Origin of the sequence: Alkalihalobacillus phoenicis (genome assembly GCF_047302405.1) — a bacterium.
In the GTDB taxonomy this organism is placed as follows: Bacteria; Bacillota; Bacilli; order Bacillales; family Bacillaceae_D; genus Alkalihalobacillus.
The window spans coordinates 4,618,460-4,635,013 of the sequence record NZ_CP154853.1 but is presented as its reverse complement, the minus strand read 5'-3'; the positions used below and the strand labels follow the sequence as shown (position 1 = coordinate 4,635,013).

General features: G+C 40.9%; 16 protein-coding genes. 1 reads left to right on the top strand and 15 read right to left on the bottom strand.

Annotated features, from left to right (window positions below):
• Positions 1 to 5: 5 nt before the first annotated feature.
• The 7 genes from AA0017_RS21725 to AA0017_RS21695 form a co-directional block, all read right to left on the bottom strand.
• The gene (locus tag AA0017_RS21725) at positions 6 to 554 is read right to left on the bottom strand and encodes a F0F1 ATP synthase subunit delta (RefSeq protein ID WP_413377951.1); all 549 of its coding nucleotides are present in this window, start codon (positions 552 to 554) and stop codon (positions 6 to 8) included.
• Positions 551 to 1,042: a F0F1 ATP synthase subunit B gene (gene atpF / locus AA0017_RS21720; protein ID WP_413377949.1), complete on the bottom strand. Its 492-nt coding sequence runs from the start codon at positions 1,040 to 1,042 to the stop codon at positions 551 to 553. The genes AA0017_RS21725 and atpF overlap by 4 nt, the downstream gene beginning before the upstream one ends.
• A gap of 188 nt (positions 1,043 to 1,230) precedes the next feature.
• Positions 1,231 to 1,446, bottom strand: a complete 216-nt coding sequence (gene atpE / locus AA0017_RS21715) for a F0F1 ATP synthase subunit C (RefSeq protein WP_413377947.1) — start codon at positions 1,444 to 1,446, stop codon at positions 1,231 to 1,233.
• A gap of 70 nt (positions 1,447 to 1,516) precedes the next feature.
• Positions 1,517 to 2,230: a F0F1 ATP synthase subunit A gene (gene atpB, locus AA0017_RS21710; RefSeq protein WP_413382762.1), complete on the bottom strand. Its 714-nt coding sequence runs from the start codon at positions 2,228 to 2,230 to the stop codon at positions 1,517 to 1,519.
• Between the two features lie 17 nt (positions 2,231 to 2,247).
• Positions 2,248 to 2,640 carry an ATP synthase subunit I gene (locus AA0017_RS21705; protein ID WP_413377945.1) on the bottom strand — a complete coding sequence of 131 codons (393 nt, stop codon included), beginning with the start codon at positions 2,638 to 2,640 and terminating at the stop codon, positions 2,248 to 2,250.
• 2 nt (positions 2,641 to 2,642) lie between these two features.
• Positions 2,643 to 2,867, bottom strand: coding sequence for an AtpZ/AtpI family protein (locus AA0017_RS21700; RefSeq protein ID WP_413377943.1), 225 nt, complete (start codon positions 2,865 to 2,867; stop codon positions 2,643 to 2,645).
• A 470-nt stretch (positions 2,868 to 3,337) separates the two neighbouring features.
• Positions 3,338 to 5,815: a S8 family serine peptidase gene (locus AA0017_RS21695; protein ID WP_413377941.1), complete on the bottom strand. Its 2,478-nt coding sequence runs from the start codon at positions 5,813 to 5,815 to the stop codon at positions 3,338 to 3,340.
• 935 nt (positions 5,816 to 6,750) lie between these two features.
• On the opposite strand from AA0017_RS21695, the gene AA0017_RS21690 reads away from it, so the two are divergent.
• Entirely contained in the window at positions 6,751 to 7,677 is a 927-nt protein-coding gene (locus AA0017_RS21690; RefSeq protein WP_413377939.1) for a nuclease-related domain-containing protein, read from the top strand.
• Positions 7,678 to 7,728: 51 nt separating this feature from the next.
• Here the strand turns inward: AA0017_RS21690 and upp are convergent, their stop codons facing one another.
• From upp to AA0017_RS21650, 8 genes are all read right to left on the bottom strand, one after another.
• Positions 7,729 to 8,358, bottom strand: a complete 630-nt coding sequence (gene upp / locus AA0017_RS21685) for a uracil phosphoribosyltransferase (protein ID WP_003324578.1) — start codon at positions 8,356 to 8,358, stop codon at positions 7,729 to 7,731.
• Between the two features lie 1,159 nt (positions 8,359 to 9,517).
• On the bottom strand, positions 9,518 to 10,759 hold the full coding sequence (gene glyA, locus AA0017_RS21680; protein ID WP_413377937.1) for a serine hydroxymethyltransferase: 1,242 nt from the start codon (positions 10,757 to 10,759) through the stop codon (positions 9,518 to 9,520).
• Positions 10,760 to 10,878: 119 nt separating this feature from the next.
• Complete coding sequence (locus AA0017_RS21675) at positions 10,879 to 11,433, bottom strand: TIGR01440 family protein (protein WP_413377935.1); 555 nt, start codon at positions 11,431 to 11,433, stop codon at positions 10,879 to 10,881.
• 245 nt (positions 11,434 to 11,678) lie between these two features.
• Entirely contained in the window at positions 11,679 to 12,116 is a 438-nt protein-coding gene (rpiB, locus tag AA0017_RS21670) for a ribose 5-phosphate isomerase B (RefSeq protein WP_413377933.1), read from the bottom strand.
• Positions 12,117 to 12,220: 104 nt separating this feature from the next.
• A complete protein-coding gene (locus AA0017_RS21665) occupies positions 12,221 to 13,516 on the bottom strand; it encodes a methyl-accepting chemotaxis protein (protein ID WP_413377931.1) in 1,296 nt (431 codons plus the stop codon).
• Between the two features lie 76 nt (positions 13,517 to 13,592).
• The gene (locus AA0017_RS21660; RefSeq protein WP_413377929.1) at positions 13,593 to 14,033 is read right to left on the bottom strand and encodes a low molecular weight protein arginine phosphatase; all 441 of its coding nucleotides are present in this window, start codon (positions 14,031 to 14,033) and stop codon (positions 13,593 to 13,595) included.
• A 224-nt stretch (positions 14,034 to 14,257) separates the two neighbouring features.
• Positions 14,258 to 14,797, bottom strand: a complete 540-nt coding sequence (locus AA0017_RS21655; protein ID WP_413377927.1) for a manganese efflux pump MntP family protein — start codon at positions 14,795 to 14,797, stop codon at positions 14,258 to 14,260.
• A gap of 600 nt (positions 14,798 to 15,397) precedes the next feature.
• Positions 15,398 to 16,438: an L-threonylcarbamoyladenylate synthase gene (locus AA0017_RS21650; protein WP_413377925.1), complete on the bottom strand. Its 1,041-nt coding sequence runs from the start codon at positions 16,436 to 16,438 to the stop codon at positions 15,398 to 15,400.
• Positions 16,439 to 16,554 lie beyond the last annotated feature (116 nt).

Here is a 16,554-nt window from a genome sequence, read left to right as displayed (position 1 = left end):
TTCTACTAACGTGTTCCCGTAACCAATTGACGCTCTAAGCGATCAAGTTGAGACTTAACGCTTCCATCAAAAATACGGTCACCAATACGAATTTTCAAACCGCCTAAAAGGTCGGCGTTTACTACATTATTAATTAATAGCTGAGATTTTCCGACTTTCATCGCAAACACTTGAGCTATTTGAGTTTTTTCTTCTTCAGTTAGTGCTTTTGCTGAAAACACAGTGGCTTCAGCAATATTTTGTGCTTCATAAGATAAAGCGACAAACTTCTCAATCATTGGCACAAGAATATCGGTACGCTTTCGATCCACTAAGATTTGCAACGTCGTAACGACTGCATCACTTAATGTACCTTGAAAGCTTGATTGAATAAACGTGCGCTTTTGCTCTTTTGTAAATTTCGGATTTTCAAGGAATTTTGAGAAAGAAGGAGTTGATTGAACAACGCCCTTGATTGCTTGAAGCTCTTCAATTGCTTGATTGAGGATTCCTTTTTCGCGTGCAACTTGAAAAAGGGCATTTGCATAACGATTGGCTACGGCAACGTTACTCATAGCTTACCGCCTACCTCTTTAATGTACTCTTGTACAAGTTTGTCTTGTTCTTCTGTATTAAGTTCTTTTTCAATCACTTTAGTAGCAATGAGAACAGATAGACTTGCGACTTGTTCACGAAGTTCGCTAACCGCATGCTCTTTTTCGCGTTGAATTTCTGCAAGAGCTGCATCTTTAATTCTTTCTGCGTTAACACGAGCTTGCTCTAAGATCTCTTGACCTTGTTGCTCACTTAGTTTTTTCGCATTTTGTACGATTTCATGTGCTTCCGTACGAGCTTCTTCTAAAGCAATACGTTGATCTTTAATATATGCTTCAGCCTCTTTGCTTCTCGCTTCAGCGTTCTCAATTTGGTCATTAACCATTTGCTCACGCTTTTCCATAATGCCAAGTAAAGGCTTAAGTGCGAATTTGCTTAAAAGGGCTAATAATACAAGAAATGCAATTAATTGATAAGCAATAGAGCCCCATGGTATTTCAAAACCCATTTCGTTCACTCCTTTCATGGATGTGAGAATTTCTCAGTAAAACCTTTTATATTCAAGCTTTTTTATCAAGTTACATAATGAATCATTTAAGTTGTTAAACCTTACACAAGCAATGGCGCAGCCTCGTTGTGGATGCTGTCGCCATTTTTATGTGCAAAAGGTGGTCGCATTCCTGCGACAAAATCGTATTAAGCGTTACCTAAGATTAGGAAGCCCATAACGATCGCGATGATTGGTACGGCTTCTGCAAGAGGTACCCCAATGAACATAAGTGTTTGTAATGTACCTTTAAGTTCTGGTTGACGAGTTACTCCCTCGATAGTTGATTTTACAATGATAGCTACGGCGATTGCTCCTCCGACAGCTGCTAAACCTGCAACAATTGCTGCTCCTAATAAACCCATGATAAAATTTCCTCCCTATGATGAAATCATTTTTATTATTTTTTTGCTCAATAGAGCGTTATTACCTAAATTAATGTGCCTCAACTTTGTGAGCCATATAAACCATTGCGAGCATTGCAAAGATAAATGCTTGCAGCGAACCAATGAACATACCAAAGGCTTGCCAAACGATTAATGGTAGGAATGCACCAAATGCCCCAAGGAAACCTGATGTCCCTAAACCAACTAATAGTATCATTAACATTTCCTTGGCATATACGTTACCAAATAAACGCATTCCAAGTGTTAAAGTGTTGGCAAATTCCTCAATAATTTTAAATGGAAGCAAGAACCATACTGGTCGAACATAGTCTTTTAAATATTCTCCCATTCCACGGATTTTAATCCCATAGTAATGTGTGAGGAGAATGACTAATGCTGCCATTGATATAGTAACAGCCGGGTCAGAGGTTGGTGATTTCCACCAAACTTCATGTGTAGCTTCATTATATATTTCAAATGGAAGACCCAACATATTTGCTACAAACACATAAAATAGTAATGTAAAAGCTAAGGCGATAAATTGTCCACCGACTTTCCATCCCATGTTCGCCTTAATAATCCCACGAACAAAATCGACAACCCATTCTAAGAAGTTTTGCATTCCAGATGGTTTCATGGACAATTTTCTCGTTCCGATAAAACAGATTAAGAAAACGATCACACACGCTATAGTCGTCATAAGAACGGAAGACATATTAAAATCAAGACCCATATAGGTTCTTATTGGGGACACATGTGCCATAATTGCCATATTTTATTTCACCTCTTTCTGCCACTTTGAGTTATAGTATCCACAAATATAATGACATAAACCAGGGAAATCCCTGCAATGACCGAAATTAAGTTCACTTCATCAGGAAATTGCATTGCAACAAACAGTGCAAGAATGACAAGTGAGATGCGTATAGCATAGCTAAACCCAGCAAAGAGCACTGGAATCATCGAATGCTTTTGTAAGTTGCTTGCGATACGACCAATGAGAGAAGTTTTCTGGTAGATCGTCAAAAGATTAAGATAACTAACCAAAAAACCAAGAGTTAAACCGAGGAATACATCGGGATAAGGTGTTACAAAAAAACAAATAATTGTTACCACCAAGGCAATTAGAAAAATAATCGTATATTGTTTCATTTTGTTGCCAATGGAAGTCATAATTATTCATCTTCTCCTAAGTAAGGTTGAATCGTTTTAAACACAGCATAAAACGCAACACCTAGCCAAGTAAATATAGAGACAATCAAAAAGAGCGGAGTAGTATCAAAGCGTTCATCTAACCACAAACCACTATAAACACCTGCTAATGTACAAACGACAATATATGACGAGATAACAGAAACAAGCGCCATCGCTCGATAAGGACTCTTTTCAGGTTTCGACATAAAAGTCTCCTTCCCATCCTCTAAATGGCATGTCCAATATCAAAAAAATCGCTGGATATGTAACCCTTATCATCTTCATATCCTTTGTAATCGTACAATAGGGAAAACCAAGTGTCAATTGGTTTTCCCATGAAAAAATTGGAGAAATGTCATCTATTTTGATTGTTCACATTTCCGACAAACAATAATAGACAAAATCCGGTCTATTCCTATTTATTATTTCTATTATTTTCTATTAATATAAGTCGAATTTCTGTTAGTTATGCGATTTATGCCGAATCCATACACCCGGCAACGTTTCCTTCGCTTTCCTGATGAAAATGTGAACAAAATTTGACAGATGCAGGTGGGCGGCATTCATCCTCTCTTTTTACACATCATCCTCGGTCACTCAAAAATCAATTGACTAAACTAATCGACGGGCGTCCTTGCCATGATGACAAACACGCCCGTCTGCTAATTTTTTTCTCTTAATCCACGTCCGCTCCTTGACTTTTTGGTGGGATTTCGGCTCCGATTGTGATCCATGCCTCTAACGTGTCTTCGCGACCTTCTTGTTTGGCATAGACAAGGGCTTTGTAAACTCCATCCTCTAATCCAATATCATGAATCTCACCACCGACCATGCCGCGACCTAAGTCGTATTGGACATCAAGATACGTAATAAATTGGAAGGTATCTGGGTTATAGACGGCAATTCCGACTTCCTCTGCTCCACCCGGCAAATACAATTCATAACGATAACTTTCTTCTTTGTCCCCATGCCCAAAATGGAATGACATTAATCTAGGGTAATCTGGCTCTTCAATAAAAAATACAAATGGAACCGCAACTTTTTCCTTGCCACCTTCTATAAAAATGTCTCCGTGATGAAGACCTTCTGCTAAAACACTCGGCATTAGATCGATCGATAAATCAATATCCTTCTTTTCACCAGGGGCAATCGTTACCGCATAGGGCACTTTCCATTGCACGCCATCTGGCACATCAAAGGGTGGAACCACATGATAAGTTCTTGTCACATCGTCTTGATTATCAATCGTAAATGAAATCGTGCGCGTTTCTCTTAAATCATCCTTTGACCACTTTCCAAAAGTCATCGCCCCCGGATACACAAGTGTTTTCGCTGAAACAGCCTTGTCGACTTGAATTCTCCCGGCTCCCTGTTCATGAGGAAAATAAGGAGCGTTTTCATTGTTGTAAAGCTTTTTTGACGTATTCATTAAGGCTGCTTTCACCTGCTCCGGTGTCCAATCAGGATGAGCTTCTAGAATGAGGGCCGCTGCTCCAGCTACGTGCGGAGAGGACATGCTCGTTCCATTTAAACTAAGATATCCTTTTGGGATTGTACTATTAATCGAAACCCCTGGTGCAACTAAATCAGGTTTTACTTCCCATGAATGTGTCACCGGACCGCGCGAACTAAAAGGAGCAATAAAATCCTGCTCTTTGCGATAGATTGTTCGAATGTTCAGATCCTTTTTATTCTTTTTCATTTTTTGTAAGAGCCATTCGCCATCCTCTTTTGAGACGCTGACAGCTGGTAACTTTACTCCACCTTCAATCGCACCGACAAAGCTACCTGAAAAATTGTTGTAAATAATGACGGCTTCTGCTCCGGCATTGTAAGCGGCGATTACTTTTTCATTAAACGGGACAAGACCTCGCTTAATAATGGCGATTTTCCCTCTCGCTTCGATTTCTTCAAATTCTTCTTTTGTTCCATACCCAGCATCTATTACTGAGAAGTCTCGTTTCAAATTCCAAGGTAATGTCCCACCCATAGGAAGCAATGTTAGCTCTTTATCTTCACCAAAAATCGTAACATACGGTGTCTGAATAGGTGGTGCGGATGCCCCAACTGAAATGGCTTTTGAAGATGTTCCAGGTGAACCGACTGTCCACATTTTCGGACCGCTGTTTCCATTTGATGTTACGGCAACGACTCCGACCTCAACCGCTTTATCAAGGGCAATACTCGTCGGCCAATCTGGTCCGTTTACCGTATTTCCTAACGAAAGATTAATAATATCGACCCCGTCATCGACCGCTTTTTCAATCGCTTCTATCACCTGTTCGGTTGTGCCTTGGCCTCCCGGACCTAATGCCCGATAAACATAAAGCTCTGCTTCAGGGGCAACACCTTTTAACGTTCCATTTGCCGCAATAATTCCAGCTACATGCGTGCCGTGTAAAGTTGGAATCCCTTGACTCGCTATCGTTTCCATCGGATCTTCATCATCGTCAACGACATCATAGCCTCCTTGATAATTGACCTGCAAATCGGGATGACGATAATCGATTCCTGTATCAATTACGGCTACCTTAACCCCTTTTCCAGTTAATTGAGTACCATTTCGACTCATCAAATCCTTCGTCCGACCTGCCCCAATAAACGGAACACTACTCTCTATATTCGCTTCAAAATAAGCTAAGCGATCAATCCGTTCAATATCTTCCATTTTTTCGAGCTTTGTCAGCTCCCGTTTAGGAAGTTCCATTGTGAAGCCATTATAAAGTCGCGTAAAAATTTTTCGTATTGTCGCTTCCGGTACTTCCGCTTTTATTTGTTCGATTAACTCATTCATATCCCCCTTTGCCGTCACAATCACAATCTCTTTTCGATCCAAATCCTCTTCATCATCAGAAAAAGTTGGCCGTTCTAGCTCTTTTGGACTTTGAGTTGAACTGACTTTGATATCGACTTGTGGTATATCGACTAAACTTGTGATGCGCTCTATGATAGCTCCAGTTGCTAGGTTTGATTTTGTGGTTTCATGAGCGGTTGCTGCTGAATGATTGGCTTTACCAGAAACTTCTGTTAGAGCTCCAGTCTGTTGACTCTGAACCACAGCCTCATGTGCATATGTATGCCCTTGAGAACACAACGGCATTATAACCATCAACATAAATAAACAAATTGCTACTACCCTTTTCAAAAAAATCATCCCTTCTCCCGCACATTCTGTTAATTACATTATTGACAGAATGAGATTCTTTTTAGTATGGAATGGAATGCATAGAATCATGTATGGGAAAATGTTGGTTAGAAGCGAATGACGATTGAATGGCGGTGCGGTTGTGACTGTAGTCGTGACTGTAGTCGAATGATTCCCTTTGGAGCTTGGGTTCGGTGGCTTCGGGGTTCATTGGCTGGCTTTGATTCCCTTTGCGGCTCGGGTTCGATGGCTTTGGGATTCATTGACACTCTTTGATTCCCTTTGCGGCTTGGGTTCGGTGGCTTTTGGATTCATTGACGGCCTTTGATTCCCTTTGCGGCTTTTATTTGATAGCTTTTGGATTCATTGACGGCCTTTGATTCCCTTTGCGGCTTTTTTTCGATGGCTTTGGGGTTCATTGACGGCCTTTGATTCCCTTTGCGGCTTTTATTTCATAGCTTCGGGCTTCACTGGCTCCCTTTGATTCCCTTTGCGGCTTGGATTCGGTGGCTTTGGGATTCATTGACGGCCTTTGATTCCCTTTGTGGCTTGGATTCGGTGGCTTTGGGGTTCATTGACGGCCTTTGATTCCCTTAGAAGCTTGGGTTCGGTGGCTTTGGGATTCATTGACGGCCTTTGATTCCCTTAGAAGCTTGGGTTCGATGGCTTTTGGATTCATTGACGGCCTTTGATTCCCTTTGCGGCTTTTATTCGATGGCTCTCGGCTTCATTGACGTCCTATGATTCCCTTTGCGGCTTTTTTTCGATGGCTTTGGGTTCATTGACTCGCTTTGATTCCCTTTACCGCTCTTATTCACTCACTTTCGACTTCAATACACAGTCACATGATTTTTCACCTCTTATTTTCCCTAACAACAAAAATTAATTTACAAACTATTCAGTTTTTTATAAAATGAAGCTAATAATATTTTGGAGGTGTTTAGTTGATTATTAAACATAGGAAAAAGCCAAAGGAATTACTGATACTAGAGTCACTAGTTAATCGCACTAAAGATATACCTAAAAAATATTACTTAAGATATTCAAACTTAAAAAAAGGTTTTGAGGGAGAGCTGAAGTTTGACCAATGGTTCGATCAAGACTCTTCAGAAAATTGGATACAGTTAAATGACTTATTGTTCGAAGTAAATCACTCTACTTTCCAAATCGACTCATTAATTATTACCTCAGATCAACTCTTCCTTTTTGAAGTCAAAAATTTTGAAGGAGATTTTAAAATCGAATCTAATCGGTGGTTCACGTTAAGTGGAAAGGAAATCCAAAACCCCTTAATACAACTTCAAAAATGTGAGACACTTCTACGACAACTCCTCCAGCAACATAATATACATTTAAATATTAGTTCCTACTTAGTATTTATCAATCCAGAGTTCCACTTATTTAACACTCCAACTCATGCTCCCTTTATTTTTGCTAGCCAATTAAATAGATTTATGAAAAACTTTCAGCAACAACACACCCAAAAAGTAGCATCCAACTCTTCGATCATCCAAAAACTCCTAGCCTTACATTCAGAAAACAGACGCCAATATCGAGAGCTTGAATATCATTACGACGATTTAAATAAAGGGATTTTATGCAAGAAATGCCACTCATTAAACACACAAATCAAAGGCCGAACCCTCTCCTGTTTTGATTGCCACTTTAAAGAACCTAACGACCCTGCCATTCAACGTACGATCATCGAATACCAATTACTCTTTCCAGATAAACCGTTATTCACTAATACTTTATTAGACTGGTGCAAATGTATTCGTTCAAGAAAAACGCTCCTTCGCTTATTGAAAATGGATTATAAACTTACCGGTCATGGGAAATCCTCTAAATTTATTTTAAACCCCCTCAAATAAGTGACGAACAAAAAAAGCCATCGAGCTTCCACCCAACGACTTTTTCATTTATTATTTTGTTCCAAACAAACGGTCACCAGCGTCACCTAGACCTGGTACGATGTAGCCGTGATCATTTAGTTTTTCATCTAATGCAGCTAAATAAATATCTACATCTGGATGTTCTTTTTGTGTCGCCGCTACACCTTCTGGAGCTGCAACTAAACACATTAATTTGATTTGTTTAGCGCCACGCTTTTTCAAGCTGTTAATCGCTTCAATCGCGGAACCGCCTGTTGCAAGCATTGGGTCGATTACAATGAACTCACGCTCTTCAACATCAGTTGGTAATTTCACGTAGTACTCGACTGGCATTAATGTTTCAGGATCACGATATAAACCAACATGTCCAACTTTTGCTGCTGGAATCATGCGTAAAATTCCGTCCGTCATACCAAGACCTGCACGAAGAATCGGTACTAAACCTAACTTTTTCCCTGCAATTTTTTTTGCATTCGCTGTCGAAACAGGTGTTTCAACGGTTACATCTTGTAGTGGTAAATCACGAGTAATTTCAAAAGCCATAAGTCCTGCCACTTCGTCTACAAGCTCACGGAATTCCTTTGTCCCTGTTTCTTTATCACGGATATACGTTAATTTATGTTGAATAAGCGGGTGGTCGAACACATATACTTTACTCATTTTATTTACTCCTTTTTTCTTCGTCTACTTACGAAGCTCATTCGGCAAATCTCCTTGAAGAATTTTACCGAAAAAACACGTCCGATACAAGTCTCTATGTCAGATTTGGCCGATTTTTTTTGTGAGCGTTTTGTTAATTGCATCATTGAAGGGCTTAAACGTTGAATTAAAATAGAATTCGGAATTATTTTGTTTTGGTGGAAGTGGTTTAATCATCGTCATTTTTCGGAGTGATTATCCGCTAGCTTCCGGCTTCATTGACGGCCTTTGATTCCCTTTCTGGCTTTTATTCGCTAGCTTCCGGCTTCATTGACTCCCTTTGATTCCCTTTGTGACTTTTATTCGCTGGCTTCCGGCTTCATTGGCGGTCTTTGATTCCCTCTCCGGCTTTTATTCGCTGGCTTCCGGCTTCATTGACGGCCTTTGATTCCCTTTGTGACTTTTATTCGCTTGCTTCCGGCTTCATTGACGGTCTTTGATTCCCTTTTCGGCTTTTATTCGCTAGCTTCCGGCTTCATTGACGGCCTTTGATTCCCTTTCTGGCTTTTATTCGCTAGCTTCCGGCTTCATTGACGGCCTTTGATTCCCTTTGCGGCTTTTATTCGCTAGCTTCCGGCTTCATTGACTCCCTTTGATTCCCTTTTCGGCTTTTATCCGCTAGCTTCCGGCTTCATTGACCTCCTTTGATTCCCTTTCTGGCTTTTATTCGCTTGCTTCCGGCTTCATTGACGGCCTTTGATTCCCTTTGTGACTTTCATTCGCTAGCTTCCGGCTTCTTTGGCGGCCTTTGCTTCCCTCTCCGGCTTTTATTCGCTCGCTTCGTCCTTCATTGACGGCCTTTGATTCCCTCTCCGGCTTTTATTCGCTGGCTTCCGGCTTCATTGACTCCCTTTGATTCCCTTTCTGGCTTTTATTCGCTCGCTTCAGACTTCATTGACTCCCTTTGATTCCCTTTCCAGCTCTTCTCCAACGGCTTCCGGCTTCTTTGGCTCCCTTTTCGACACGTGCCTGTCATTTATCGAAGTTTGTCGAAACTACTGTCTTCACAGCTTTCGACTTCCCCTCTAGAGCCTGCACTCATGCCGGTCACACAACGAAAAACCAGACAAGTTAGCTCGCCTGGCCTTTCATTTCATATTTATAATCAGTACTCTCGTTTTTATAAACTTGGGTACATTGGGAATTTAGCTGTTAGTGTTGCGACACGTGTACGAACTTCTTCTAGTGCTTCTTCGTTTTCTGTGTTCTTTAATGTAAGAGCGATTAGTTCGCCGATTTCGTCCATTGCTTCTTCATCAAGGCCACGAGATGTAACGGCTGCTGTTCCGATACGAATTCCGCTTGTGACAAATGGGCTTTGTGGATCGAATGGAATTGTGTTTTTGTTTGTCGTAATTCCGACACTATCAAGAGCATGCTCGGCTACTTTTCCTGTCAACCCTAATGATTGAAGGTCTAGTAATAAAAGGTGATTATCTGTTCCGCCTGAAACAAGGTTAATGCCTTCGCTTTGAAGTTTTTCACCTAGACGCTTGGCGTTGGTAATAATTTGACCTGCGTATGTTTTGAACTCGTCCGTTAAGACTTCGCCAAATGAAACGGCTTTAGCAGAAATAACGTGCATTAATGGTCCACCTTGGATTCCAGGGAAGATTGATTTGTCAATTTTCTTGCCGAACTCCTCTAGACAAAGAATCATTCCGCCGCGTGGTCCGCGTAATGTTTTATGAGTTGTCGTTGTGACAAAATGAGCGTGTGGTACTGGATTTTGGTGAAGACCTGCTGCCACTAGACCAGCGATGTGAGCCATATCGACCATTAAGTATGCTCCGACTTCATCAGCGATTTCGCGGAATTTAGCAAAATCAATTGCACGTGGGAATGCACTTGCCCCAGCTACAATTAACTTTGGTTTATGTTCTAACGCCAATTCACGGACAACGTCATAATTAATTAAATGTGTTTCTTTATCAACGCCGTACTCGACAAAGTTGTACTGAACACCGCTGAAGTTAACTGGACTTCCGTGAGTTAAATGTCCACCATGAGAAAGGTTCATTCCAAGTACGGTATCGCCTTGCTCTAGGATTGTAAAATAAACCGCCATATTCGCTTGGGCACCAGAGTGTGGTTGAACATTTACATATTCAGCCCCAAAAATTTCTTTTGCACGATCGCGAGCAATATCCTCAACAATATCAACATATTCACAACCGCCATAATAACGACGACCAGGATAGCCCTCTGCATATTTATTTGTTAAAACAGACCCCTGCGCTTCCATAATCGCTTCACTAACAAAGTTCTCTGATGCGATTAATTCAATTTTGTCTCTTTGTCGACCTAGCTCTAATTCAATTGCTTCAAATACTTTTTGATCTTGCTTTTTTAAATTTTCCATACTCTTTCCCCTTTCGCTCCCATATGATTCGGATTTGTGACATCATTCTAGTTATTTCGATTTCATTTTATCATAAAATCTAGTATTTTTCCGTATTATTTCTGCTTTTAGATCAAAAATCATTCAGTTTCTACAGTCTGTTCGTAAACGGCCCTTATTCCCCCAATTAACTTAGGTCTTGTGACTGCCATCGTTAAATGGGCGGCACCGATTGATTTCACTTCACTTCGAACTGGAACCGCAACTTTTTTCAAATGCATCCCAATAAAAGTATCGCCAATATCTATCCCTGCATCCGCTTGTACCTCTTCCACTAAAACAGGATCCTTCATTTGACTGAATGCATACGTCGCCATCGCTCCACCCGCTTTTCGAATCGGAATCGCTGATACAGATTCATAAAACTTCCGCTCCGCTACTTCACGTTCTACCACTAATGCTCGGTTTAAATGCTCGCAACATTGAAAAGCTAGAGCGACTTTTTCAGCTTGAAGCACATCAAAAATAGCCTCCGCCACATCATTTGAACCGCTTGTCCCAATGGTTGCCCCGATGACTTCACTAGTCGAACAGCCGATCACCAATATCGAATATTCCGTTAATGGTTTCGCTTTTTTCAAATCCGTTAGTGCCTTTTTTAACGAATCCTTCAATTGTTCGATGTTTAGCTCCATACCAATCACTCCTTATGCAAAATTTGAGAAGGGTTCTACCTCTTTATGTAAGGTTCTTTAAAATTAAAAAGGCTGATCGCATGTAATTATTTAAGCTGCAATAAAAATACACTACGCTTTCCGCAAAAGAACAGCTGAGCATCCCACTGAAAAATCGGTCTATTTGTTAAGATGTGGATAAGTCAGTTAGCATACTCCAAGAGCTGCATTCACTACGCGTTCGGCGGGTGAGTCGGTAGCCTTATTCACGCTTCATAATCTGAAATTTTCCCTACTCGATTGGCATGTCTACCGCCTTGAAATTCCGTTTCTAACCAAATTTTTGCGATGTCGCGGGCAAGACCGGCACCAATGACACGTTCTCCCATGGAAAGCATATTTGTATCATTATGCTCACGAGTCGCTCTGGCACTAAATGTATCATGAACGAGGGCACAACGAATTCCTTTCACTTTGTTGGCCGCAATCGACATGCCAATCCCTGTTCCACAAATTAAAATGCCACGCTCAAATTCTCCAGCTGCTACTTTTTTAGCCACTGGTAACGCATAGTCAGGATAATCAACTGATGTTTCACAATCACAGCCAAAATCCTCATATTCATAACCTAGCTCTTCTAAAAGTGAAACAATTTCCTTTTTAATATTCATACCACCGTGATCGGATGCAATCGCGATTTTCATTGTTTTTACCCTCCAACATGTGTTTTTTTTCATGGTTAATAATCAAAAAGAACCAATAAAATTAGTTTCACCTAACTTTAATGATTCTTTCCTATAGTTTCTAATTATATTGTAAACTTTTCTATCGTCGCCTTCAATCTCTTTGCCTGTTCTGAAAGGTTTTGAGCACTATTATTAATCCCCGTTAAGGCGTTTGCTTGGTGCTCTGTCATCGAACTTACTTCTGTAGAACCTGCTGAAGTTTCTTCTGCAATAGCCGCAACCTCTTGAGATTCAGCATTTGTCTTCTTAATCGATTCCATTTGTTCATCGATCATAATCGTAATTTCTTCAATGACTTTTTCCACCTCTTGAACAGATTGCTCAACTTCCATGATGGATTTTGTCGTTTCTTTTCCTTTTTGGGATTGGTCATTAGCCCTTTTTACTTGACTGCTTATTTTTTCTACAACATTTTTTACTTCAAATTGAATATTATGTACAAGCTTTGTAATTCCTTGAACGGCTTGTGCACTTTCATCAGCCAATTTTCGTACCTCATCGGCAACAACAGCAAAGCCACGTCCATGCTCACCCGCTCTTGCTGCTTCAATCGAGGCATTCAAGGCAAGTAGATTCGTTTGCTCGGCAATGTCACCGACTAATGAAATGATTTCCCCAACTTCTTTTGCCTGCTTTTCTAAAATCCCAACACCTTTTAAAGAATCTTGATTGTCACTGGCTAGCTGAGTAATTCCATCCACAAGCTCACTAATGACCTCTAAACTATTTGAAAGAGAGCCAACCATTTTTTTCGATGACTTTTGCGAATTGCTAGCCAACCCTTGGACTTGCTCAGCAATCGTTGTAATATGTTCAATTGATGAAACGGTATTTTGAATAGCGTAAGCAGAGTTTTCCGCTCCTTGCGAAATTTCATCCATCGTATGACCAATTTGTTCGCCTCTCGTTGCTGCCACTTCTGCTGAACTCGTTAATTCTTTCACGTTTTCATTTGTCTTTTCAAAATTATCTTCAATATCTTTTACCATTAATCGTAAACTTGTTAACATTTCATTATAAGCAAGACCTAACGCCCGTACCTCATCATCTGATTTCGATACTTTAACATCTTGGGAGAGATCTCCAGATGCTGCAAGTCTCGCTCCTTTTTCGACCTCACCAATCGGCTTTGTAATATAACCAGCGGCAAAATAAGCTAAGACTGAACTCCAAAACACCCCACTAATTAATGTAAAAGCAAATACCCCTTTTTCTGTCCAGCCTAACAAGTCTATTAAATAAGTATTTAAAACAAAAATAAAAATGGCGCTAAACCCAAACGTGATAACCGCTAATAAACTTGCCCCAATGACAAGCTTTCTCCGTAAACTCCCGCGATATTTCGTCTTGTTTTCCATAAACTCATCCCCACCCTTTCGACAATGGCCCATAGCCTACCTAACCTTTTATGTGTAATTCCTGATTGCACAAAATTTATGTTAATTTTTTTAATAACTTCTGGAGCAAATGCTCTAATTGCTGGGCTGTTTGTTCATACACTTCGACAGGGCCACCAAATGGATCCGAAATCTCTCCCTCTTCTTCTACAAAGGAAGTCAAAGAATACGTTTTTATTGCATGTTCCAGGTACTGACTAACCAATTGTTGACGGTGGCTTTCAGTCATCGTTAACACAACGTCGGCCCAGTCTAATAAGTCCAATGTAACCGCTTGTGAAAGATGTTCGTCAGCCGTCAAATTCCGATTTTCCAAAACCTCCGTTGTCCCGGCTGAAGCTGGACTGCCAGGAAATGCATAGATTCCAGCAGATTGAACCTCAAAACGTGAGCCTGCCTTATCCTTTAATAAAACTTCTGCAAGTGGACTACGACAAGTATTACCTGTACAAATAAATAAAATTTGTTTTTTACTCATACTCGTGACACCTTCCTTTATATAGGTCAAACGACGCAATCATCCGATTCGTTTTTATAGGTAGTCTGCCCTACTCATCTCTTCTTCATAATCTTATCATATAAATGTCAGAATAACAGTGAGGATCAAAGTAAAGTTTGACATATTTATGCTGATTTATGCAGCTGAATAAGGGAATGACTGTCGGCCGGTGAGGGAGTTTCATTACACGAAAAAGCTGTACGCTATGGTAAAAGCAACTTCATACCGAATGTGATTAAAATACAGCCTCCTAGAAAAACCCCATATGCCCCAACGAAGTTTTGTAACCGTGCCCCTAAGATTAAACCAATCCACGAAAGAACCATACTGAATACCCCTATAATCGTGACCGTTAAAATTGTTTTAGCTCCTAACATTCCAAAACTAAGGCCTGCAGAAAAACTATCGATGCTTACACTCAATGCAAATACAAATAACCCCCACCCAACTGGTCTAATATACGGCTCCTCTTCCGATTTAAAACAGGAATAGACCATCTGCAAGCCAATGATCAATAATAATGCACCGCCAATATATATTGTGATGACTCCTAAAAACGACGACATCCAAATGCCCGTTGCCATCCCGATCAATGGCATGATGACATGAAAAATCCCAATAACTAGTCCAATTATAAAAATCCGTTTCATTCTGAGTCCGAGCATCCCCATCCCTAAGGCAACGGAGAATGCGTCCATCCCAAGGGCTCCAGCCATAAGTATAATCGTAACAAGCTCATTCATCCACACCGCTCCTTGTCCATCCTCATGTTGATATGTATGCATGTCTTACTTCGATTAGAAGAAGAAGTATGGAAATTGGCTAGAGTGAATGGGGGCTTGGGGCAGGCCAATGAAAGTCGGTCTACTCGTTAATATAGTTACATTAGTTTGCCTACTCCGCGAGCTGCATGCCCTACGCGTTCCGTGGATGAGTCGGGAGTCTCCGGGCATTTCGTTCGCTCCGTTTTGATCATCAAAAATGATTTGGGCCAACTATTAGCCAATATTTTGGATGAGGTTACTTTTCCTTTAGTGATAGTTGTCTCAAATGAGAATGGTGGGCGACGTCGCAACGGGGCTGGTTTTATGGCCTAAAACCTAAAGGTAGCTCTTCGGCCGCTATGATGATGACTTTCTCCTCCAAAGTCTGAACGTAACTAACAATCCGGCTCTCCTGCTTATGACTTATCGACCCACCCCTAAATCTGATTGGATTTTTCATCACTTTCTTTCCTATAACTAGGAGCCTTAATTTACCCAGCAAAAAAACACCCGACTTCTCTTAAAAGTAAGGTGCTTGAGTGCCTATGAATTAGTTTTTTACGAATTCAATATTCTTCGTTAGAGGTATCTTCCCGAGGCGGCTTTTTCGAGGCGGTTCATGATCGCCATTCCGATGCCTTCTTCTGGGAAGACTTCGGCGAAGATGATCTCGGCTTTTTCTTTGTCAAACTGACGTAAGCTATCATAGAGATGGGTGGCGACTGTGGGTAAGTTTTCGCGACTGCCACTGCTAACGATCACATCTGCCGTATACCTTTGCACATTTTCTTCGGTTGTCAAAACCCCGACTCGTTTTCCTTTTGCCTGCCATTTATCAACATGCTTTTGAATATCTGTGCTCGCTCGAACTAGATAAACCTCTCCATTCGGCGAGTAATGAGTATACTTCATCCCCGGAGAGCGCGGAGCTTCTTCCGCTTTTTTTAAGGCAGGATCGACTGCGATTGGCCCAATAACTTCTTCAATTTGTTCCTTTGTTACACCACCAGGACGGTATAAAATTGGTTGTTCTGTGGAAACATCTAATACCGTCGACTCCAAACCGACGCCTGTCGAACCCCCGTCGACAACACCTGCAATTCGGTTGTTTAAATCAAGCATGACATGAGCTGCTGTTGTCGGACTCGGTCTCCCCGAAAGATTGGCACTTGGGGCTGCTAGCGGTAAGTCACTCGTTACAAGTAGAGCCGCCGCGACTGGATGATCAGGCATTCGAACCGCAATCGTGTCCAATCCAGCTGTCACATTGCACGCAATCTTTCCTTTTTGTTTAAAAATTAAGGTAAGTGGACCTGGCCAAAAAGCAGCGATTAGTTGCTCCGCTTTTTCAGAAATCCCCTCAATAAAGGGCAGCATTTGCTCGCGATTGGCGATATGGACAATGAGTGGGTTGTCACTCGGTCTCCCTTTGGCTGCAAAGATTTTCGCAATTGCCGTTTCATCATAGGCGTTTGCTCCTAAGCCATACACCGTTTCAGTCGGAAACGCGATCACTTCTCCCTTTTTTAAAATTTGGGCAGCTTCTTTTATCGCTCGATTATTTATTAAGTTTTCCTCTAATTTATCCACAGTCCATTGTCTTGTTTGTTGATTATTCATTTCTAACCTCTCCTATCATCATTATTGTTAACCTAGATAGGAAAATTGTCAAATGTCGACAAAATAAAAGAACTTTACTCAGTAAATGTTACATTATGTTGAATCGCCTCAATCGT